The organism is Syntrophomonas erecta subsp. sporosyntropha, assembly GCF_055395365.1.
Window position 1 is genome coordinate 984565 of the sequence record NZ_AP042459.1, and the last position, 20494, is coordinate 1005058.

Consider the following 20494-nt stretch of genomic DNA (forward strand, 5'->3'; position numbering starts at 1 on the left):
CCCTCCTACTTCTTCTTGGCTTTCTTAGTACCGTATTTGGATCTACTCTGCTGCCGGTTTTGTACACCTGCCGCATCCAGAGTTCCCCGGACAATATGATATCTTACCCCTGGTAAGTCCTTAACCCTGCCCCCTCTGATCAGAACTACAGAGTGTTCCTGCAGGTTATGGCCTATACCTGGAATATAAGCAGTCACCTCAATACCATTAGTTAACCTCACCCTGGCAATTTTACGCAAGGCAGAGTTTGGTTTTTTCGGGGTTGTGGTGTAAACGCGGGTACATACCCCTCGCTTTTGAGGACAGTTCTTTAAAGCTGGTGCGGTGGATTTTCTCTCTTCCTTCTCGCGTCCTTTTCTAATTAGTTGATTGATTGTCGGCATACATGCACCTCCTTCCCCGCTTAATCATTTAGTAAAGCCACAGTAGCCGAGCCCACATCAATACCGCAAGCTTCCCCCAGGCTCTCCATGCTGTCAACATTCTCCACTTCTATGTTATGCTGGTGGCATAGTTCCCTGATGGGGCTCACAATATGTGGTTCAGCATCTCTGGCAATATAAACTTTTTTGGCCTGGCCTCTAGCAAGTACCTTTCTGACCTGCTTGGTCCCAATAACTTTGGGACGGTCCTTTAACTCACTAAGCGGCAAGCGTGATACCCTCCTCCTGGCAAATAATCGGCCCAAAGAGCATACTTCGAGCTTATTTGCCACGCACTTAAACATTTTAGCACCTGGGAACAAGGCAGTCAAATGTTTTATTATTCGACTGCCTCAGCCTCCGTTTGCCCATCTTCTACCGGTGTATAAGTTATGTCACGGTAAGTTCCATATCCGGTACCGGCGGGAATCAGTTTACCGATAATTACATTCTCCTTCAAACCGATCAGATTATCGACCTTTCCTTTTATAGCTGCCTCAGTTAACACTTTGGTAGTCTCCTGGAAAGAGGCCGCTGACAGGAATGACTCGGTATTAAGGGATGCCTTGGTAATCCCCAGTAACATAGGCGAGCATACTGCTGGTAACTTGCCCCGCCTGATGAATTCCTCGTTCTCCTCCTCAAAGCCGGATACATCTACAAATGATCCCGGCAACATGGAGGTATCACCCGAGTCTTCTATCTTAACTTTCTTAAGCATCTGTCGAATCATAATCTCAATATGCTTGTCACTAATGTCAACACCCTGTGACCGGTAAACTTTTTGTACCTCTTGCAGCAGGTAGCGCTGTACATCCCGTAATCCTTTCGTTTTTAATATATCATGAGGATTAAGCGGTCCTTCGGTAAGGGCATCACCGATTTCTACATAATCACCTTCCTGTACCTTCAGCCGTGATCCATAATGAACCGGATAGGCACCTAATACCTCATTATCATCACCTAGAACTTCAATCTCCCGCCGACCCTTGTTTTCCCCGAATCTGACCTTCCCATTGGCTTCGGAAACTACGGCCTGGCCTTTGGGCTTCCTAACTTCAAACAGCTCTTCCACCCTGGGGAGACCACGGGTTATATCATCACCAGCTACTCCACCGGTGTGGAACGTACGCATGGTTAACTGGGTACCAGGTTCGCCTATGGACTGTGCCGCCAGGGTACCGACTGCTTCCCCTATTTCTACATCATATCCAGTGGCTAGGTTACGCCCATAGCATTGCCGGCATACCCCATGTTTGGTTTTGCAAGTGAGAACACTACGAATCTTGACCCGCTCGATCCCAGCTCTTTCAATTGCTAAACCGGTTTTATCATTAATCATCTGATTTTCTTTAACCAATACCTCGCCAGTCTCAGGATGAGTAATGGTATCCAGGGAAACCCGCCCAATGATTCTTTGGTTTAAGGGTTCAATAAGCTGGGACCCTTCGGTAATCTTTTCCACCCAGATGCCCTCTGCCGATTCACAGTCATCTTCCCGTACGATAACATCTTGGGAAACATCTACCAGACGCCGGGTCAGATACCCGGAATCAGCTGTCCTCAAGGCAGTATCAGCTAATCCCTTACGAGCTCCATGAGTAGATATAAAATACTCCAAAACCGTTAAACCCTCACGGAAGTTAGCTTTAATAGGTAAGTCGATAATCTTACCAGATGGGTCAGCCATCAGGCCGCGCATCCCGGCTAACTGGCGAATCTGTTGGAAATTACCACGAGCCCCGGAAGTAGCCATCATATATACCGGGTTTTCTTCATCCAGGCTTTCCCTTAGGGCATCGGTCACATCATCGGTAGCCTGATTCCAGATTTCCACTACCTGGGCATGACGTTCTTCCTCGGTGATAAGCCCCATCAGGAAATCTTCTTCTATTTCATCTACCGACTTATCCGCATCTGAAAGAATAACCTGTTTAGCGGCCGGAGTCTCAAAATCAGTTACCCCTACCGTAATCCCTGCTTTAGTACTAAATTTATATCCCAGTCTTTTGATCCCGTCTAACATTTTAGCAGTAACGGCATTACCCTCATTGCGGTAGCACTCATAAACAATATTACCCATTTTCTTTTTATCAATAACTTCATTGTAAAAACCCAAACTGTCTGGAATAACTTCATTGAAGATAATTCTTCCCACCGAAGTTTCTACTATCTTTTCTTCGGTTTGTATTTCAACATCTATGTTTACTGGTATTTTCATGAGCACCCTTATTTTCTCATGCAGGGTGATAACCCCTAATTCATAGGCCATCTGAGCCTCTTCAGGACTAGTATAAGAGTGGGGATTTTCCTTATTCCAGTCATCCTCACCCATAAAAGTAAGGTAGTAAATGCCGATAACCATATCCTGAGTGGGGGTAACCACCGGTTTCCCGTCCTTAGGATTTAATATGTTGTTACTGGCTAACATTAAAAGCCGTGCTTCCGTTTGCGCCTCAGCGGATAGCGGTACGTGCACAGCCATCTGGTCTCCATCAAAGTCAGCATTGTAGGCGGTACATACCAGAGGATGTAACTGTAGAGCTCGGCCTTCAACCAGAACCGGTTCAAAAGCCTGAATCCCTAAACGATGTAAGGTTGGAGCACGGTTTAAGAGAACCGGATGTTCTTTAATAACGTCCTCCAGAATATCCCATACCTCTTCCCGGCCTCGTTCCACCATCTTTTTAGCACTTTTAATATTAGAGGCAATCTGGCGATCTACCAGTTTCTTCATGACAAAGGGTTTAAAAAGTTCCAGGGCCATTTCTTTAGGCAATCCACACTGGTGCATCATTAATTTGGGCCCCACCACGATAACCGAACGGCCGGAGTAGTCAACCCTTTTCCCTAGTAGATTCTGGCGGAAACGTCCTTGTTTACCCTTGAGCATATCACTCAATGATTTTAGGGGACGATTGCCGGGACCAGTAACGGGGCGTCCACGACGTCCGTTATCAACCAGTGCATCCACTGCTTCTTGTAACATACGCTTTTCATTACGCACAATAATATCGGGTGCCCCCAGGTCCAAAAGTCGCTTTAAACGGTTATTCCGGTTGATCACCCGGCGATACAAATCATTTAGATCAGAGGTAGCAAAACGCCCCCCGTCTAGTTGTACCATAGGCCGTAATTCTGGTGGAATTACCGGCAGAGCCTCAAGAATCATCCATTCCGGTTTATTTTTAGATAAGCGAAAAGCCTCGGTAACCTCTAAGCGTTTAATAGCCCGACTTTTCCTCTGTCCGGAAGTATGGGCTATTTCCTCTTTAAGTTCTTCGGACATCTTTTCCAATTCGATCTCTTCCAGCAGAACTTTAATAGCTTCTGCCCCAATACCTGCCTTAAAGTCGTCACCATAGCGTTCCCGGTTTTCCCTGTATTCACGCTCATTTAAGAGCTGTTTTTTCAATAATGGCGTATCTCCGGGATTAATGACTATATAGTTAACAAAATAAATTACCTTTTCCAATACCTTAGGAGACATATCAAGAAGCAAACCCATTCGGCTAGGGATACCCTTCAGGTACCAAATATGGCATACCGGTGCAGCCAGTTCAATATGTCCCATGCGTTCACGCCGCACTTTTGAAGTAGTTACTTCTACACCACAGCGATCACAGACTATACCCCGATGGCGTACTCGTTTATATTTACCACAATGACACTCCCAGTCTTTTACTGGTCCGAATATTTTTTCACAGAATAATCCTTCTTTTTCAGGTCGTAAGGTTCGGTAATTAATAGTTTCTGGTTTCTTAACTTCTCCGCTGCTCCAGGAGCGAATCTGTTCGGGGGAAGCCAGGGATATTTTAATCCGTTCAAAATTGTTCACATCCAGCAACTCATTCTCTCCCTTCCAGAAGATTGCTTTCCTGCGATTTGTTAAAAAGGCTATCCAGATCCTTAATCCAGATCCTAGTCTTCATCATCATTGCCTTCCTCGCCCAATTCATTAATAATCTCCAGATCATCAGGTCCTTTTTCGTCTTCATCATCATCGTCATTATCTTTATTCTTCTTAGCCTGGGCTTTGTTGTTTTGATTAACTGCAGCTTCTGGTAATTCTAACCCTAGTTCCCGGGCTTTTTCCTTTTCATTAACTTCGTAATCGGCATCCTTGATCTGAATTTCCTTATCATCTCCTGAAAGAATACGTACATCCAGAGCCAGGCTCTGTAGTTCTTTAATTAGCACCTTAAATCCCTCAGGAACTCCGGGCTCAGGTATATTATCTCCTTTAACAATCGCTTCATATGTTTTTAGGCGCCCCACCACATCATCAGATTTAACAGTGAGGATCTCCTGTAAGGTATAGGAAGCACCGTAAGCCTCCAGTGCCCATACCTCCATTTCCCCGAAACGCTGCCCGCCAAATTGGGCCTTGCCTCCCAGCGGTTGCTGGGTAACCAATGAATAAGGTCCAATAGATCGGGCATGAATTTTATCATCAACCAGGTGCGCCAATTTAAGCATATAAACATAACCTACGGTAACTTCATGATCAAAAGGTTCGCCGGTTCGACCATCATACAGTACGGTTTTTCCACTAGAAGGTAATCCGGCTTCTTCCAGTTTCTCGAATATATCCATCTCATTAGCGCCATCAAATACCGGGGTGGCAATGTTGTAACCTAAAATTTTAGCAGCCCATCCCATGTGGCATTCCAGAATCTGCCCGATGTTCATACGGGATGGTACCCCTAACGGATTAAGCACTATTTGTACAGGTGTACCGTCCTCTAGAAATGGCATATCCTCTTCGGGAAGGATACGGGATATAACTCCCTTATTACCATGTCGGCCCGCCATTTTATCCCCCTCGGATATTTTCCGCTTTTGGGCGATATATACGCGAACCAACTGATTAACCCCTGGAGGTAATTCATCACCCTTTTCCCGTGAAAAACGTTTTACAGCCACTACCTTGCCAGCCTCACCATGAGGAACTCGTAGAGAAGAATCTCGCACTTCCCGGGCCTTTTCACCAAAAATTGCCCGCAACAAGCGCTCTTCTGGAGTAAGTTCTGTTTCGCCCTTAGGAGTTACTTTTCCTACCAGGATGTCATCCGGTCGAACCTCCGCCCCTACCCGAATAACCCCTTGTTCATCCAGATTTTTAAGCATATCTTCAGAAACATTAGGAATATCACGGGTAATCTCTTCCGGGCCTAGTTTGGTATCGCGAGCCTCACACTCATATTCTTCTATATGAATGGATGTAAAAACATCCTCTTTTACTAGTTTTTCTGATATTAGTATGGCATCTTCATAGTTGTAACCTTCCCAGGGCATAAAGGCTACGAGTACATTACGCCCTAAAGCCAACTCACCCTGGTCAGTACTAGGTCCATCAGCGATAATGGTATCTGCTTCCACCCGTTCACCGACCTTGACAATAGGTCTCTGGTTATAGCAAGTACCCTGGTTAGAACGCATAAACTTCATCAGAATATAAGTTTCAGTTGTCCCATCGTCATTATCAATAACAATACGATCGGCACTAACCTTTTTTACTACTCCAGATTTTTTGCATACTACTGTGGAACCTGAATCCTTGGCAGCTTTATATTCTAGTCCGGTGCCTACCACTGGAGCCTCGGTTTTAATAAGCGGGACTGCCTGACGCTGCATGTTGGCTCCCATCAGAGCACGGTTAGCATCATCGTTTTCCAAAAATGGGATTAATGACGTAGCCACACTAAATACCTGCTTAGGAGATACGTCCATATAATCGGCTCGGCTTACTGGTACTTCTAGAATCTCGTCAGCATAGCGGGCCTCCACTCGATCCCCTACAAAATATCCTTTTTCGTCCAGGGGAGCATTAGCCTGGGCTACCGTGAAGGTTTCTTCTTCATCAGCTGAAAGATAATTGATCTCGTCTAAAACACGACCCTTTTCTTTGTCAACCTTCCTGTAAGGGGTCTCGATAAAACCGAAATCGTTGACCCGGGCAAAAGTAGCCAGGGATCCGATCAGACCTATGTTCGGACCTTCCGGTGTCTCTATAGGGCAGATACGGCCATAATGGGAATGGTGCACATCTCGCACCTGGAAACCAGCCCTTTCCCTGGTCAATCCGCCGGGACCAAGAGCTGATAGACGCCGTTTGTGGGTCAACTCAGCCAGGGGATTAGTCTGGTCCATAAACTGAGATAGTTGTGAACTGCCGAAAAACTCCTTAACTGCTGCCGTAATGGGCCGGATATTTATTAATACCTGCGGGGTCAGGGTTTCGACATCATGAATACTCATACGTTCCCGTACTACCCTTTCCATACGCACCAGGCCAGTTCTGAACTGATTTTGTAGGAGTTCACCAATAGAACGCAGCCGGCGGTTCCCCAGGTGGTCGATTACATCTGTTCTACCCTCGCCATTAATCAGTTTAAGCATGTAACCAATTGTACGAACTATATCTTCTACGGTTAAGTGACGTACCTCCACCGGTATGTCTAGGCCCAGCTTTTTGTTTACCTTATAACGCCCGACAGTAGCCATGTCATAACGCCGGGGATCAAAGAACAGATTATTTAATAACTGTTCTGCCGCATCTTCAGTCGCCATTTCACCCGGCCGTAAGCGACGATAAAATTCAATTAGGGCTTCTTTTTTGTTGGTGGTTGGATCTTTTTCCAGCGTTTTTATTATAGTTTCATCATTACCATACAATTCTAGTACATCATCATTCGTCTCATAACCAATTGCTCGCAGTAATACGGTAACGGGTATCTTTCTGGTTTTGTCGATACGGGTGTAGATAATCCCCGCACTGTCCATCTCCAGTTCAAACCAGGCACCCCGATTGGGGATTAAAGTAGCACCATAGAGCGTCTTACCAGCAGCATCAAACCGCTCGCTAAAATATACGCCGGGAGATTTGACCAACTGGCTAACTACTACACGCTCAGCCCCGTTTATAATGAAGGTTCCCTTGTCCGTCATCAAGGGCAGATCCCCCATATAAACTTCCGATTCCTTAATTTCACCGCTCTCCTTGTCGGTTAGACGAACCTTCAGCTTAAGCGGAGCCTGGTAACTCACATCCCGTTCTTTACATTCATATACTGAGTATTTAGGATCCCCCAGGCTGTAGCTAAGAAAATCAAGTTCCAAATTTCCGGTAAAATCATTAATGGGGAAAACTTCATGGAGCGCGTCGCGGAGCCCTTCTTCTAAAAACCATTGATACGAACTCAACTGCACTTGAATAAGATTGGGCAAGTCGATAGGTTCTTCAATCCTGGAATAACTAAGTCTTTTGACTCGACCATATTGTTCGATGTGAGCCATTAAAAACGTTCACCCCTTTTATTTATTCCCAAAAGAGTGAAAAGCAAGGTTTATGACTAACCTCGCTTTTTAACCAAAGCTTTTTGCACTACACGTATTCCAAAAAAATTATCCGCCATTCAACACGAATGGCAATTATTAATGTTAGCACAAGTGCGATAGGTCGTCAAGGATTAGATTAAGTTATTTTTTTGGGGGTCTCCTCCCCTATTGGTTCGGAATCCTCATGGTTTTCTCTCCCTTTAAGGGGGGCTAAGTTCTCTATCGAGTATTCCTCTTCGAGTAAGGCGTTTACCCTACGAACCCCGCGCACATATACCATACCTATTACCATTAAAGCTATCAGCACCAGAAGTACAGCTATCAAAAAACCATTAAAGGTGATTGTTTTTAACAAGGGGCCTTCCGGCAATAGATCATCACTAAGCCGGAATTTCCATGTAGCTTTTGAATCAATTACTTCATCGGCAGAGCTTTCACGAATTATCCCCGACACTTCCATAATTATATTAACATTATCAAGACCTGATAGGTTCGCATACAAGTTCTTTGGATTAGACTCATAAGGTACAATTTTCAGGTCAAACATCTTTAATATTAGAAAATTACGGCTATTAACCTGCAGAGGAAGACGGTCGTTAAGTTTAGTATAGCTATCCCACCCCGGCACCTCCCGGGAAAAAATAAGGCGTCCATTAGTTTGAGTAGTTTTCCAGGTATGGTCATCCACCTGGATATCTGTACCGCTAATAGTAACGGTTTCTAACAGTTGCTGGTTGTCCCCCCATTGGATTTTCCACTCAGCCTCCGCACCCATAGCCGATCTGGGTACGGATATGACGATAACGAAAATGATTAACGCAATAGTCAAGTTCAGATACTTATGCATTAACATCATTTCCCTTCTATCAGTAAATTAAACCTAACATTAGATTATAATATAAATGGCGCTTCATCAATAAAAGAAAATATATAATTCCGGGATTTTATTATGAAGTAAGTCTATTTATGTTGTTCATTGTCGTCACGCGGGTAAGACTGCCTGAATATTCCGAAAAAAACCGGAACTCCAACTGGTAGTGGCCAGGGGTTTTGTTCTGATGCTGCTGCCTATAAAAATAAACCAGCTAGTTTGAATACCTAAATATGGAGCGCCATGTTAAGAGGCAACCCGGTTAAAACAACATGGGAAGGCAGAGGGGGGAAGGGAGCCAGTGGCACGGACGTGGTAAGCAGGCCGTACCCACAGGGTACTACCAATGTTCACTATCCCTCACTAATAAGGTCTTGAACATGGATATGAATTGGCCCGGTAGCCCCTGGAGCCGCAAGACAAGCAGTTGGTTTTTCCCAGATCCAGTGGGGAGCTGGAATATTTATGTATGCAAACTAACACCATACAATATGATGGTTATGCTGCTGGCAGTGGTAGTTCCGAAAAATTAAAGGCGCCCGACGGGCGCCTTTCCTATTTATCAGTTTTCTCAATTAATTATTTTACTTCTACTGAACCGCCAACTTCTTCGATCTTAGCTTTGATCTCATTAGCTTCATCCTTGGAGATTTTTTCTTTAATGGGGTTGGGAGCTTCGTCAACTAGAGCTTTGGCTTCCTTAAGTCCCAGACCAGTAATCTCGCGGACCACTTTAATGACATTGATTTTCTTTTCGCCGCAAGAGGTCAGGATAACATCAAATTCAGTCTTTTCCTCAGCAGCTTCTGCCGGAGCAGCAGCGGCCGGAGCAGCAACTGCCATGGGGGCAGCAGCACTTACGCCAAATTCTTCTTCCATAGCTTTAACCAGTTCGGACAGTTCCAGAACGGTCATTTCTTTTACAATATCAATAACTTCCTGTACTTTACTCATCGGTGAATTCCTCCCGTTATGTTAGTCTAATTTAAACAATTTAACCAGCTTGTTTTTGTTCCCGTATCTGATCCAGTGTTCTTACCAAACCAGTGATGTTGGCATTAAGCACATAAACCAGACTGGTAATCGGGGCCTGCATAGTCCCCAGCACCTGCCCAATAAGCACCTCTCTAGGTGGCAGATCGGCCAGGGCTTTAAGTTTATCCGGAGTAACTGTCTGTCCCTCCAAAATGCCGATCTTGACATCCAATTTTTTGAATTCCTTAATGAAATTAAAAACTTCTTTAGCTGGTCCAACCGGGTCATCTTTACTGAAAATAACCGCATTAGGTCCGGCTATTTGATCTGCCATCGCCTCATATCCTGTATTCTTTAAGGCAAACTCAGTCAAGGTGTTTTTTACTACCTGGTATTCAACACCCGGAGCACGCAACCGGTTTCTTAACTCAGTCATTTCCTTAACGTTAAGACCACGATAATCAGTAAATATAACCAGGGAAGCTTCATTTATTTTGTTCTCTAGTTCAGCTACAATCCTTTGTTTTTCTTCCATTTTGGGCATCCATTGTCACCCCCTTCTGATCTATCCTGCACTATAAAATGAAAAACCCCTGCAGACAATGGCAGAGGTAACGAACACTACTCCTGTTAATACAGCAGCATCTATTCCGTTAAAACCTCGGCAGGCGAATCAGTGTTCATTAAGGCCTTATGGCCACCGGCTGTCTACAGTCACATTTTCAATTTTATCAACTAAAACTAGTTTACTTATTTGCGGCCATCAATACAACCGGGTTAATTTTTATTCCCGGGCTCATGGTAGAACATAAGGTTACCGAGCGCATATATTGACCCTTAGCAGCAGCAGGTTTAGCCTTAATCAGCGTTTCAGCAAAGACATTTAAGTTGTCCATAAGCTGGTCCACTTCAAAGGAAGCCCGCCCAATCGGGACATGTATAATGGCACTTTTATCAATACGATATTCAATACGTCCGGCTTTTAACTCTTTAATAGTTTTTTCAACTTCAAAGGTTACTGTTCCAGCCTTCGGGTTTGGCATTAATCCACGAGGACCCAGTATCTTACCTAATCTTCCGACTACACCCATCATATCAGGAGTAGCTACGGCTACATCAAAGTCAAACCATCCACCCTGTATCTTTTCAGCCAGGTCTTCTGCCCCTACATAATCAGCACCAGCTGTTTCCGCTTCTTTAGCTTTCTCGCCTTTAGCAAATACCAGTACCCGGCGGGTTTTACCGGTTCCATGGGGTAGGCTTACAGTTCCTCTAACCTGCTGGTCAGCATGGCGGGGATCTACACCTAATTTAATATGAACTTCAATAGTCTCATCAAATTTAGCGGTAGCTACTTGTTTAACCAGTTCAACAGCTTCGCGGGGTTCATATAGTTTAGTACGGTCCACCTTCGCCAGGCTTTCCTTATAGGCTTTTCCCTTTTTCATTTTACATCCTCCTTGTGGTGCTTACGGATTTAATAATCCTCCCACATAATACTAATCGACTACTTCCAGGCCCATACTACGGGCTGTGCCTTCGATCATGCGAATGGCTGCATCTAAGTCGGTCGCATTAAGGTCAGCTTTTTTCATTTCAGCAATTTCCACCAGTTTAGCCCGGTTGACCTTACCGATTTTATTTTTGTTAGGTTCTCCGGAACCTTTGGTTATGCTGGCTGCTTTTTTTAAGAGGTCAGATGCTGGTGGTGATTTGAGAGTAAAGGTAAATGAGCGATCCTCAAATACAGTAATCTCCACCGGTACAATAAATCCAGCCTGATTGGCAGTTTTGGCATTATAATCCTTGCAAAAGCCCATTATATTAACCCCGTATTGACCCAGGGCCGGTCCTACTGGTGGTGCAGGAGTAGCTTTTCCAGCAGGAATTTGCAATGATACCTTGCCGATCACTTTCTTGGCCATTATTTCACCTCCCTAAATCTTTTCAATTTGTTCATAATCAAGTTCCACAGGGGTTTCCCTGCCGAACATAGAAATATGCACTCTTACTTTACCCCGGTCGGGAAGTAATTCCTTAACCACGCCTTCAAAGTTGGCAAAGGGGCCAGTCTTAACCCGGATGCTTTCACCTATTTCGATGTCAATAATTTTGGGCTTATTGCTCTCAATAAGACCCATCTGCCTGAGGATTTTGTCTATTTCCTCCTGCATTAATGGAATCGGCTTGGTTCCGCTACCTACAAAGCCAGTAACTCCAGGAGTATGACGAACAACATACCAGGAATCTTCATCCATTATCATATTAACAATAACATAACCCGGGAAAACCCTTTTAGTAGTGACCTTGCGCTTACCGCCTTTGTATTCCACTTCTTGCTCTTCAGGAATAATAACATCAAATATCTTATCCTGCATGCCCATGGACTCTACGCGCTTAGACAGGTCAACCTTGATTTTATTCTCATAGCCAGAATAGGTATGAACTACATACCATTCGCCACGATGGTTATTTTCTGTTTTTAATTCCTGGTCAGTTTCCTCTTTTATGTTCTGGTCCCACTGCTGTTCTGTGCTAATGGGAACCACCTCCTCCATTAAGCAAAGGCTTTAAATATTTGGTTAAGCAAGAACGAAAGCCCAGAGTCAAAAAGCCAAATAATAAGGGCCATCAGGGCAACAGAAAAAAGCACTACGCCGGTATAACCAATTAATTGTCTGCGATCCGGCCAGTGAACTTTCTTTAATTCACTGTAGACACCACGGAAATATTCCTTAGTGTTTTCCCAACGATCTTTTAAAGTTATGCCGTCATCTTTCTTGGCAGGAACACTGTTTTTGGACATAAATTCACTTCCCTGCTTACTTGATCTCTCGGTGAACAGTGTGTGTATTACAAAACTTGCAATACTTTTTAACCTCAAACTTATCGGTATGTTTCTTTTTGTCTTTGGTCGTTGTATAGTTGCGCTGTTTACACTCTGTACATGCCAGGGTGATACCTACTCTCATGATAACACCTCCATCCCATGCGCAAAAATCCTACAATACTCTATCACAAGGGCATCCCTGCTGTCAATCACTGAACACTGACTAATATTTCTTCCTGGCGGGCTAAGTTACCCTTTGTTACCTGACCTGAGCAGGTTTTAATTAACCTGGCTGCCAAACTTTTTAGGTTAAACCCTTGATTTAGGCTTTTATGATGCTGCATGAGAGGTTTTAAACTGATAGCAGGGAATATGCCATCCCCTGCGTATCTCTTTTTGGTAGTAAAGGTTAATATATATTACCCATTAACAATTGCAGTAACTACACCAGCTCCTACAGTTCTTCCTCCTTCACGGATAGCAAATCGAAGTCCTTCTTCGATTGCGATGGGGGTAATCAGTTCAATTTTCATCTGAATGTTATCACCGGGCATCACCATTTCTACTCCTTCAGGAAGGGTGATAACTCCAGTAACATCAGTTGTGCGGAAGTAGAACTGGGGACGATACCCTGGGAAGAACGGGGTATGTCTGCCTCCTTCTTCCTTAGTCAGTACATATACTTCTGCCGAGAAATTAGTATGCGGTTTAATGCTGCCGGGTTTGGCCAGAACCATTCCTCTTTCTACTTCTTTCCGGTCTACTCCACGCAGCAGGGTTCCAATGTTGTCACCGGCTTCAGCATAGTCTAAAAGCTTTCTGAACATTTCTACACCGGTGCACACTGTCTTTCTGGTCTCGTCCCGCAGTCCAATGATTTCTACTTCATCACCGACTTTTACGGTTCCTCTTTCCACTCTTCCCGTAGTTACCGTGCCTCTTCCGGTTATGGTGAATACGTCTTCAACCGGCATTAAAAATGGCTTGTCGGTGGCTCTTTCCGGTAGTGGTACATAACTATCTACTGCTGCCATCAGCTCCTGGATTTTTCCACACCACTGACATTCATTACTTCCACACCCACATTCCAGGGCCTTTAAGGCTGATCCCTGAATTATCGGAATGTCATCTCCAGGAAATTCATATTCGCTTAACAGTTCCCGGATCTCCATTTCTACCAGTTCTAACAGCTCGTCATCGTCTACCATGTCTACTTTGTTCATAAATACTACAATATACGGTACTCCTACCTGACGGGATAATAATATATGCTCTCTGGTCTGAGGCATTGGACCATCCGCTGCCGACACTACCAGAATTGATCCATCCATCTGGGCTGCTCCAGTGATCATGTTCTTTATGTAGTCAGCATGACCCGGGCAGTCTACGTGGGCATAGTGTCTGGTCTCAGTTTCGTATTCTACGTGAGACGTGTTGATGGTTATTCCTCTTTCTCTCTCTTCCGGTGCCTTATCTATAGAATCATAGGATGTGGCCACCGCTCCGCCTGCTTTCGACAACACCTGGGTGATGGCTGCCGTCAGGGTTGTCTTACCATGGTCCACGTGCCCGATCGTCCCGATGTTTAGATGAGGTTTGGTCCTCTCATATTTTGCCTTTGCCATTTTGCCTCTCACCTTTCCCCTTTCTGAATTTGGGTTTTAGTTTGATTCTTGACCATCAACCTATATTTTAACCAATAAAAAAGTAAAATAAAAGAAGTAGGAAAATATCCCACTTCTTCATTTTCAAATGGTAGCGGCGAAGGGATTTGAACCCCTGACACTACGGGTATGAACCGTATGCTCTAGCCAACTGAGCTACGCCGCCATATGGAGCCCATAACCGGACTTGAACCGGTGACCTCATCCTTACCAAGGATGCGCTCTGCCAACTGAGCTATATGGGCTAATTTTTATTTGGTTGCGGGAGCCGGACTTGAACCGGCAACCTTCGGGTTATGAGCCCGACGAGCTACCAACTGCTCCATCCCGCGATATTATGGTGGAGGGAGAAGGATTCGAACCTTCGAAGGCGTCGCCAACAGATTTACAGTCTGCCCCCTTTGGCCGCTTGGGTATCCCTCCATATTAACTTTTGGAGCCGAGCACAGGACTTGAACCCGCAACCTGCTGATTACAAATCAGCTGCTCTGCCATTGAGCTAGCTCGGCTCAGCAAATAATATTTTAACCTCTGAACTGGGCAAAGTCAATAGAGCTTTTTTTTGGTTGTCAGAGTAAATCCTGGCAAAACTTTTTGGCGCCTAATTGGCGCCAAGAAATATATTACTATATGGTGAATAAAAGATAAAGCCTTTTCTTCTTTTTTATTATTTAGAATTCATTTCTATCTTCCAGGTACTTTTCCAGCTTACGTTTAACCCTTTGTAAGGCATTATCAATAGACTTAACATGACGCTTTAGTTCGACAGCAATCTCCTGGTAAGATTTCCCTTCCAGATAGGCCATGAGTACCTTCCACTCTAATGAGCTTAGTATCTCCCCCATTTTCCTTTCAATAAAAACAAACTCTTCCCGGCTTATAATAATCTCTTCCGGATTAGATATCTTATTAGTTGATAAAATGTCCATCAAAGTCCGGTCGGATTCCTCATCATAAATAGGTTTGTTAAGTGAAACATAGGAATTAAGAGGTATATGCTTTTGCCGGGTAGCCGTTTTAATGGCAGTTATAATCTGCCTGGTAATACATAGCTCTGCGAAGGCACGAAAAGAGGTTAACTTGTCCACCCTATAATCACGAATGGCTTTAAAAAGACCAATCATACCTTCCTGGATGATATCTTCTTTGTCAGCTCCGATCAAAAAATACGATCTAGCTTTGGCGCGCACAAAATTTTTATATTTATCAACCAAAAACTCTACCGCAAATTGATCCCCCTGCTGGGCGAGTTCTACAATTTCTTCATCGGCCATCTCGGTGTACGTAATATAACTTTGTGCAGCGATAGAATTAGGCATTCAATCGCCTCCAATAGCATAAATATTTACCCGTGCTCAGATAATATGAACCCCCCTAGGTAGGCGTATAATTAATTATAGCCACTGGCCCACCAGTCGTCAAGCCAACTGCCTGCTGGCATAGATTGGTATGGTTTTTATTCCAAAAAACGCCTCTCTCTGCATAGTATATTTATGTTTATCTACGCATATTTTCAAATTAATCACGCACCTGGCTATCCAGACGGGAGTGAACCCGGGATACACCCTTGGGCAGGCAGGCAAATTGCTTTATAACAGTTTGCCTCCGGCTTATCTCCTCCATCAATTCTCTAACCGTCACCCAGTAGGCTCCTCCGGAAAATCCTATGCTTTGTTCGGCCGCATCTCCGGGGACTACCCACCCGGGCATCTATACCCCAGGGAGATGAATACCGTCACGATAAAATCGTCAGCAGTTTGCTTCTCCCCAGTAAATACCAGGCTCAATCCGAAATAATCCTTGCCTTCATAACTGTTTTTACCTAACTGCCCGCCAAAAACCACCACCTGTTGACCGGATAGGATTGCATAATTAACCAACCTATCCAGTAAGCTGTTGCAAGCCTCCTCCGGTGGTTCACGAGCTATTTCGTTTAATTCCGGCCAGACGAAAATAATATTGTAGCCTCAACTAGTAATACCTCTTGCGCCACTAACCCTCCCGGCGGCGAACTACCTCATAAATTAGCAAAGCAGCCGCCACCGACGCATTTAAAGAACTAATTTTTCCCCGCATAGGTATCCTCACTAGCACATCGCAGTTTTCCCGAACCAGACGGCGCATTCCCCTGCCCTCACCACCTATGACCACCGCAGCAGGTAAAGGCAACTCGGTAGCGTAAAACTCATTTTCCCCTTGCATATCTGCCCCTATTATCCACATACCCTTTTCCTGCAGAAACTTAATGGTGTTTACTAGATTCGTCTCCCGGGCAATTGCCATATGTTCTACTGCCCCGGCTGATGCTCTGACTACGACAGAGGTCACCTCAGCAGCATGATGGCGGGGAATAATTACCCCATGGGCACCTGCACATTCCGCTGTACGGATAATGGAACCCAGATTTTGCGGATCTTCGATTCCATCCAGAATGACTACGAAAGGAGGCTCTCCCCGCCGGGCAGCTCGTTCCAAAATATCCTCCAGGGATACATACTCATATTCCCCTACCATAGCCGCTACTCCCTGATGATGTTCCCCCTTAAACATCTGATCCATACGACTACGTTCAACGAACTGAACCTGAACCCTCTTGGCACGAGCCAAATTCAGCATAGCCTCTATTCTCCCGTTCCTGCGCCCCTTTTGAACTATGATTTTATTAATCTGTCTCTCACCTGTCAGAGCTTCAATGATGCTGTTTACTCCGGTAATGCTTTCTTTCATTTATTTCCTCCATAACCGGTCAGATTTATTTCCTCATATTATTGGCAGCTTGGCTATTGGGGGGTAGTTTTATCCTTTTACCGGTAAAAGGCCAAGGCTATACTAATCCGTACCATTAATCAATATCTGGATACCTTTGTCAATATTAAACTAGAGGAACAAACAGGTCATCTGTAACCAGAACTTCGGCATAATGTTGTTGGTCAAAATCTGGATCAAATTCTATATCTTCAAAAAGAATAGGTAATTTCTTTTTGAACAATAACAATAAGGGGATGGCCACCTGGCGCATTTGCGGATGAGCTGCCGGTGTACAGCGCAAAGCCATAAAATGACGCCATTCCCGAATATTATAAGTTACAGCTAATTCTGTTTTTAGACAGGTTGGCAATATAGAGCGAGCCTCCTGGGGTGTACAGCCCATACTAAGCATCTGCATATAGTTTTTTTCTGCGGTTAAGCAGGCTTCCTCCCAGAGACGATAAGCCTCCCTTTCCAAAAAGAAGGGCTCGATAACCGTAATTTCGTTGCCGAATTTGTCCTGGGCATAATTGCAGTAACGGGTTGATTCCTGACTATAGGAAGCAATCCGGTGTCGTACAATTTCATGGGATATACCCCGATCTACGACAAATAAAGCAGTTATTTTTTCATGCTCAATAACTGATTCATGCCCTCGTTCCAGTATAGACCTTAAAAAGCGGGGATTGTAATCTTCCCCCATACGCTGTTCTGATTTATAACATATCCTAGCATATCTCTCCAGGCGTTTGATAATACGCAAGTCCAGGTCACTTTCCGAGACCAAAACCTGTGGTTTACGGATAATCATCCTATTTCTCCCTTCCGCCCAATTATAGTTAAAGGAGATCCTGATGTAGCTACTATAATACTTTGGCTTTATTAACCAGATGGCAGTTGCATTACGCTTTTCCTTACTTTTATAAAACCTCCAAGGCCAGGTTAATGAGATACATCAGCCGTTCATCTTCCCCTTTTAGATAAAGATAGCCCAGCAAAGCTTCGAACCCGGTACTCATCATATAATCTCCCCGATCAGCATTTCGGGGAGGAGTGCTCTTAGCATTCCTGCCCCTTCTTACTATCTCTTGCTCTTCCCGGCTAAGATCATCATATATCTGCCGGAGAACCCGAGCCTGGCTTTCTGCCTTTACTAATGCCACTGTATCTAGATGGATATCCCGAACTTTTCTGTTGCCGGCTACCACTATATGCGTTCTGGCCATAAGCTCAAAAACTGCATCGCCAATATAGGCTAGCACCACAGCTGAGTATTCTTTTAAAGAATTTTCATCAATTATTTCATGCCTCAACAAATTTCCAGCGTACTCCTTCCCGGGTATCCTCAATTACAATCCCGGCTTCCTGCAGATAGTCACGTATTCCATCAGCCCGGTTGTACTCCCGGCGGGATTTATAGGTAGCCCGTAATTCGATGAGTTTTTCTATCAAATCACCTACCGCCGGTGGTGCATCATAACGGAACCGGCTACCAGTATCCATGTCTTCCACACTAACTCCCTGGGTACGAAGATAATCGCGCAGCATATCCGCCAGAACAAAATCTTTCTCCCGGCGAGCTTCCTGGCGCATCCGGGCAAAAATGCCTAATACTTTTTCTAAAGCGGCTTCCTCGTCCTGATCAGCCATAAAAAATATTCCCAGCAGATCACCTAACTTGTAAAACACTTCCCCGGACTGCCCGGCAGTTAACTGATCATCAGGATTAGACCTATCTGCACTAGCCAGGAAACTGTTAATCTGGTGAGCCATTTCGAAAAGATGGCCAATAGCTTTAGCTGTATTAAAGTCATCATCCATAGCCTCAACAAACTTGGCTTCCAGCTCTTTTACGGACTCTAACACCTGATCACCAGTTCCAGTATATGCAGGACCTTTTTCCTCATCCATACCAAACTCTTTTAGTAAAACTAAAGTATTTTTTAAGCGAGCCAGGGCACGGCGAGCCTCTTCCAGTTTACCATCATCAAAATCTAACGGACTACGATAATGAGTAGCAATCAGATAAAAGCGTACCACATCAGCCGGATAATTATTTAATATATCCCGGAGAACAAAAAAATTACCTAAGGATTTGGACATTTTTTCGTTATTAACCGTTATAAAACCATTATGCATCCAGTAGCGGACAAAAGGTTGTCCAGTAAGAGCCTCTGCCTGAGCAATTTCATTTTCGTGGTGAGGAAAAATCAGGTCACTTCCCCCACCGTGTATATCAATGGTATCGCCTAAATAGTGGGTAGACATTACAGAACATTCTATATGCCATCCGGGACGACCTTTTCCCCAGGGGCTATCCCAGGAAGGTTCTCCTTCTTTAGCTGTTTTCCAGAGAGCAAAGTCGACCGGATCTTCTTTACGCTGGTCAACTTCGATCCGGGCTCCGGACAACATATCTTCCAGGGTACGACCCGATAACTTACCATAAGAAGAAAACGCCCTTACTCGGTAAAATACATCCCCGTCCACCTGATAAGCATATCCTTTATCAATTAGTGACTGAACCGCCTCAATAATCTGAGGCATATGTTCACTAACCCGGGGATGAATATCGGCCCGGCGAATTCCTAAAGCATCCGCATCCTTAAAATACTCATCTATATAGCATTGTGACAGGACCAACGGATCTTCTCCTTCTTCCCGTCCCCGGTTTATAATTTTATCGTCTACATCCGTAAAGTTTTGTACATAAGAAACCTGGTATCCCCGGTATTCCATATAGCGGCGCACCGTATCGAACACTACCATCGGCCGGGCATTACCCAGGTGAATATAGTTATAGGTAGTAGGACCGCAAACATACATTTTAACTTCATGCGGTTTCAACGTTTCCAGTTTTTCTTTTTTGCCGCTTAATGTATTGAATATCCGCATCGGCAACAGCCTCCCTTTCAATTTTTTGCAGGCATTTTTCCAGTTCATCAATCTTAGCCTGCATAGCCGTTAGTGTATCAGCAATCGGGTCAGGCAGCATATGGTGCTCCAGATCCACGGTGACCTTGCCGTCCGCGACTCTGGCTCCATCGCGTACCACTATGCGTCCCGGCACACCAACTACCGTACAATTAGGAGGAACACTCTTTAGCACCACCGACCCGGCACCTATTTTAACATTATCCCCTACGGTAAATGATCCCAATACCTTAGCTCCCGCACTAATAACCACATTATTACCTACCGTAGGATGACGCTTACCCTTTTGTTTCCCTGTACCCCCCAGGGTAACCCCCTGGTATATAGTAACATTATCCCCTACTTCAGCAGTTTCACCTATAACTACCCCATGACCATGATCAATAAAAAAACCCTGCCCGATTTGCGCCCCCGGGTGGATCTCGATGCCGGTAAGATGACGGCTAATATGAGAAATCAGGCGAGCTAGAAAAAAGAGCCTTTTACGGTAGAAAAAATGGGCTGCCCGGTGATGTATGACCGCATGAAACCCAGGATAACAAAAAAGGACCTCCAGCACACTACGTGCTGCTGGATCACGTTCGAAAACTACCTGGATTTCCCGCTTCAAAGCCGCCAACATTTAAATCCCCTCCAATAATTTTTAAAGCTTCTTCCCAGCAGTAAAATAAAAGCCTTTCGTCTCTTAAGAGACGAAAGGCTTTATTCT

22 protein-coding genes, 5 tRNA genes and 2 other annotated features (1 of these 29 cut by a window edge) are annotated in these 20494 nt (G+C 44.6%); all 27 genes read right to left on the reverse strand.

Features of this window, described 5'->3' with window-relative positions; genetic code table 11:
* Window positions 1-5: 5 nt before the first annotated feature.
* The 27 genes from rpsL to cysE all read right to left on the reverse strand — a co-directional run bounded on the left by rpsL (window position 6) and on the right by cysE (window position 20407).
* Window positions 6-383: a 30S ribosomal protein S12 gene (gene rpsL, locus ACZ5Q0_RS04675; RefSeq protein WP_446819117.1), complete on the reverse strand. Its 378-nt coding sequence runs from the start codon at window positions 381-383 to the stop codon at window positions 6-8.
* Window positions 384-403: 20 nt separating this feature from the next.
* A complete protein-coding gene (locus ACZ5Q0_RS04680) occupies window positions 404-652 on the reverse strand; it encodes a ribosomal L7Ae/L30e/S12e/Gadd45 family protein (protein ID WP_446819116.1) in 249 nt (82 codons plus the stop codon).
* Between the two features lie 110 nt (window positions 653-762).
* The gene (gene rpoC / locus ACZ5Q0_RS04685; protein WP_447182769.1) at window positions 763-4269 is read right to left on the reverse strand and encodes a DNA-directed RNA polymerase subunit beta'; all 3507 of its coding nucleotides are present in this window, start codon (window positions 4267-4269) and stop codon (window positions 763-765) included.
* Window positions 4270-4343: 74 nt separating this feature from the next.
* Complete coding sequence (rpoB, locus tag ACZ5Q0_RS04690) at window positions 4344-7721, reverse strand: DNA-directed RNA polymerase subunit beta (protein ID WP_447182770.1); 3378 nt, start codon at window positions 7719-7721, stop codon at window positions 4344-4346.
* A 178-nt stretch (window positions 7722-7899) separates the two neighbouring features.
* The gene (locus ACZ5Q0_RS04695; protein WP_447182771.1) at window positions 7900-8610 is read right to left on the reverse strand and encodes a hypothetical protein; all 711 of its coding nucleotides are present in this window, start codon (window positions 8608-8610) and stop codon (window positions 7900-7902) included.
* Between the two features lie 603 nt (window positions 8611-9213).
* Window positions 9214-9588: a 50S ribosomal protein L7/L12 gene (rplL, locus tag ACZ5Q0_RS04700; protein ID WP_446819112.1), complete on the reverse strand. Its 375-nt coding sequence runs from the start codon at window positions 9586-9588 to the stop codon at window positions 9214-9216.
* Between the two features lie 40 nt (window positions 9589-9628).
* Window positions 9629-10153: a 50S ribosomal protein L10 gene (rplJ, locus tag ACZ5Q0_RS04705; protein WP_447182772.1), complete on the reverse strand. Its 525-nt coding sequence runs from the start codon at window positions 10151-10153 to the stop codon at window positions 9629-9631.
* A 30-nt stretch (window positions 10154-10183) separates the two neighbouring features.
* Window positions 10184-10341 (reverse strand) — a sequence feature (ribosomal protein L10 leader region).
* Window positions 10342-10355: 14 nt separating this feature from the next.
* The gene (gene rplA, locus ACZ5Q0_RS04710) at window positions 10356-11057 is read right to left on the reverse strand and encodes a 50S ribosomal protein L1 (protein ID WP_446819110.1); all 702 of its coding nucleotides are present in this window, start codon (window positions 11055-11057) and stop codon (window positions 10356-10358) included.
* Between the two features lie 51 nt (window positions 11058-11108).
* Window positions 11109-11534 carry a 50S ribosomal protein L11 gene (rplK, locus tag ACZ5Q0_RS04715; protein WP_446819109.1) on the reverse strand — a complete coding sequence of 142 codons (426 nt, stop codon included), beginning with the start codon at window positions 11532-11534 and terminating at the stop codon, window positions 11109-11111.
* 12 nt (window positions 11535-11546) lie between these two features.
* On the reverse strand, window positions 11547-12167 hold the full coding sequence (nusG, locus tag ACZ5Q0_RS04720) for a transcription termination/antitermination protein NusG (protein ID WP_464827261.1): 621 nt from the start codon (window positions 12165-12167) through the stop codon (window positions 11547-11549).
* Window positions 12167-12415: a preprotein translocase subunit SecE gene (gene secE, locus ACZ5Q0_RS04725; RefSeq protein ID WP_446819108.1), complete on the reverse strand. Its 249-nt coding sequence runs from the start codon at window positions 12413-12415 to the stop codon at window positions 12167-12169. The genes nusG and secE overlap by 1 nt, the downstream gene beginning before the upstream one ends.
* Before the next feature lie 16 nt (window positions 12416-12431).
* The gene (gene rpmG / locus ACZ5Q0_RS04730) at window positions 12432-12581 is read right to left on the reverse strand and encodes a 50S ribosomal protein L33 (RefSeq protein ID WP_446819107.1); all 150 of its coding nucleotides are present in this window, start codon (window positions 12579-12581) and stop codon (window positions 12432-12434) included.
* 67 nt (window positions 12582-12648) lie between these two features.
* Window positions 12649-12783 (reverse strand): hypothetical protein, encoded by a 135-nt coding sequence (locus ACZ5Q0_RS04735; protein ID WP_464827262.1) that lies wholly within the window; start codon window positions 12781-12783, stop codon window positions 12649-12651.
* A gap of 75 nt (window positions 12784-12858) precedes the next feature.
* The gene (tuf, locus tag ACZ5Q0_RS04740; RefSeq protein WP_446819106.1) at window positions 12859-14064 is read right to left on the reverse strand and encodes an elongation factor Tu; all 1206 of its coding nucleotides are present in this window, start codon (window positions 14062-14064) and stop codon (window positions 12859-12861) included.
* 128 nt (window positions 14065-14192) lie between these two features.
* Window positions 14193-14269: transfer RNA gene (locus ACZ5Q0_RS04745), tRNA-Met, on the reverse strand.
* Between the two features lie 3 nt (window positions 14270-14272).
* Window positions 14273-14348: transfer RNA gene (locus tag ACZ5Q0_RS04750), tRNA-Thr, on the reverse strand.
* Between the two features lie 11 nt (window positions 14349-14359).
* Window positions 14360-14435 (reverse strand) — tRNA-Met (locus ACZ5Q0_RS04755).
* 6 nt (window positions 14436-14441) lie between these two features.
* Window positions 14442-14526: transfer RNA gene (locus ACZ5Q0_RS04760), tRNA-Tyr, on the reverse strand.
* Between the two features lie 11 nt (window positions 14527-14537).
* Window positions 14538-14612, reverse strand: a tRNA-Thr gene (locus tag ACZ5Q0_RS04765).
* A gap of 162 nt (window positions 14613-14774) precedes the next feature.
* On the reverse strand, window positions 14775-15422 hold the full coding sequence (sigH, locus tag ACZ5Q0_RS04770) for an RNA polymerase sporulation sigma factor SigH (protein ID WP_446819105.1): 648 nt from the start codon (window positions 15420-15422) through the stop codon (window positions 14775-14777).
* Window positions 15423-15621: 199 nt separating this feature from the next.
* Window positions 15622-15813 (reverse strand): NYN domain-containing protein, encoded by a 192-nt coding sequence (locus tag ACZ5Q0_RS04775; protein WP_447182773.1) that lies wholly within the window; start codon window positions 15811-15813, stop codon window positions 15622-15624.
* Window positions 15798-16061: an NYN domain-containing protein gene (locus tag ACZ5Q0_RS04780; protein WP_447182866.1), complete on the reverse strand. Its 264-nt coding sequence runs from the start codon at window positions 16059-16061 to the stop codon at window positions 15798-15800. Before ACZ5Q0_RS04780 ends, ACZ5Q0_RS04775 begins: the two co-directional genes overlap by 16 nt.
* Window positions 16062-16095: 34 nt before the next feature.
* On the reverse strand, window positions 16096-16830 hold the full coding sequence (gene rlmB / locus ACZ5Q0_RS04785; RefSeq protein ID WP_446819104.1) for a 23S rRNA (guanosine(2251)-2'-O)-methyltransferase RlmB: 735 nt from the start codon (window positions 16828-16830) through the stop codon (window positions 16096-16098).
* Window positions 16831-16975: 145 nt separating this feature from the next.
* Window positions 16976-17662 (reverse strand): FAD-dependent thymidylate synthase, encoded by a 687-nt coding sequence (gene thyX / locus ACZ5Q0_RS04790; protein WP_446819103.1) that lies wholly within the window; start codon window positions 17660-17662, stop codon window positions 16976-16978.
* A gap of 109 nt (window positions 17663-17771) precedes the next feature.
* Complete coding sequence (locus tag ACZ5Q0_RS04795; RefSeq protein ID WP_446819102.1) at window positions 17772-18164, reverse strand: Mini-ribonuclease 3; 393 nt, start codon at window positions 18162-18164, stop codon at window positions 17772-17774.
* On the reverse strand, window positions 18154-19746 hold the full coding sequence (cysS, locus tag ACZ5Q0_RS04800; RefSeq protein ID WP_446819101.1) for a cysteine--tRNA ligase: 1593 nt from the start codon (window positions 19744-19746) through the stop codon (window positions 18154-18156). Before cysS ends, ACZ5Q0_RS04795 begins: the two co-directional genes overlap by 11 nt.
* Window positions 19685-20407: a serine O-acetyltransferase gene (gene cysE / locus ACZ5Q0_RS04805; protein ID WP_446819100.1), complete on the reverse strand. Its 723-nt coding sequence runs from the start codon at window positions 20405-20407 to the stop codon at window positions 19685-19687. The genes cysS and cysE overlap by 62 nt, the downstream gene beginning before the upstream one ends.
* Before the next feature lie 63 nt (window positions 20408-20470).
* Window positions 20471-20494: a binding site (T-box leader), on the reverse strand; it runs 200 nt beyond the window's last position.

Coding starts and splice junctions, on each gene's coding strand:
- rpsL (WP_446819117.1), bottom strand. CDS start 383: ATGCCGACAATCAATCAACTAATTAGAAAAGGACGCGAGAAGGAAGAG.
- rpoB (WP_447182770.1), bottom strand. CDS start 7,721: ATGGCTCACATCGAACAATATGGTCGAGTCAAAAGACTTAGTTATTCC.
- ACZ5Q0_RS04695 (WP_447182771.1), bottom strand. CDS start 8,610: ATGCATAAGTATCTGAACTTGACTATTGCGTTAATCATTTTCGTTATC.
- rplL (WP_446819112.1), bottom strand. CDS start 9,588: ATGAGTAAAGTACAGGAAGTTATTGATATTGTAAAAGAAATGACCGTT.
- rplJ (WP_447182772.1), bottom strand. CDS start 10,153: ATGCCCAAAATGGAAGAAAAACAAAGGATTGTAGCTGAACTAGAGAAC.
- rplA (WP_446819110.1), bottom strand. CDS start 11,057: ATGAAAAAGGGAAAAGCCTATAAGGAAAGCCTGGCGAAGGTGGACCGT.
- rplK (WP_446819109.1), bottom strand. CDS start 11,534: ATGGCCAAGAAAGTGATCGGCAAGGTATCATTGCAAATTCCTGCTGGA.
- nusG (WP_464827261.1), bottom strand. CDS start 12,167: ATGGAGGAGGTGGTTCCCATTAGCACAGAACAGCAGTGGGACCAGAAC.
- secE (WP_446819108.1), bottom strand. CDS start 12,415: ATGTCCAAAAACAGTGTTCCTGCCAAGAAAGATGACGGCATAACTTTA.
- rpmG (WP_446819107.1), bottom strand. CDS start 12,581: ATGAGAGTAGGTATCACCCTGGCATGTACAGAGTGTAAACAGCGCAAC.
- ACZ5Q0_RS04735 (WP_464827262.1), bottom strand. CDS start 12,783: ATGCAGCATCATAAAAGCCTAAATCAAGGGTTTAACCTAAAAAGTTTG.
- tuf (WP_446819106.1), bottom strand. CDS start 14,064: ATGGCAAAGGCAAAATATGAGAGGACCAAACCTCATCTAAACATCGGG.
- sigH (WP_446819105.1), bottom strand. CDS start 15,422: ATGCCTAATTCTATCGCTGCACAAAGTTATATTACGTACACCGAGATG.
- ACZ5Q0_RS04775 (WP_447182773.1), bottom strand. CDS start 15,813: ATGCCCGGGTGGGTAGTCCCCGGAGATGCGGCCGAACAAAGCATAGGA.
- rlmB (WP_446819104.1), bottom strand. CDS start 16,830: ATGAAAGAAAGCATTACCGGAGTAAACAGCATCATTGAAGCTCTGACA.
- thyX (WP_446819103.1), bottom strand. CDS start 17,662: ATGATTATCCGTAAACCACAGGTTTTGGTCTCGGAAAGTGACCTGGAC.
- cysS (WP_446819101.1), bottom strand. CDS start 19,746: ATGCGGATATTCAATACATTAAGCGGCAAAAAAGAAAAACTGGAAACG.
- cysE (WP_446819100.1), bottom strand. CDS start 20,407: ATGTTGGCGGCTTTGAAGCGGGAAATCCAGGTAGTTTTCGAACGTGAT.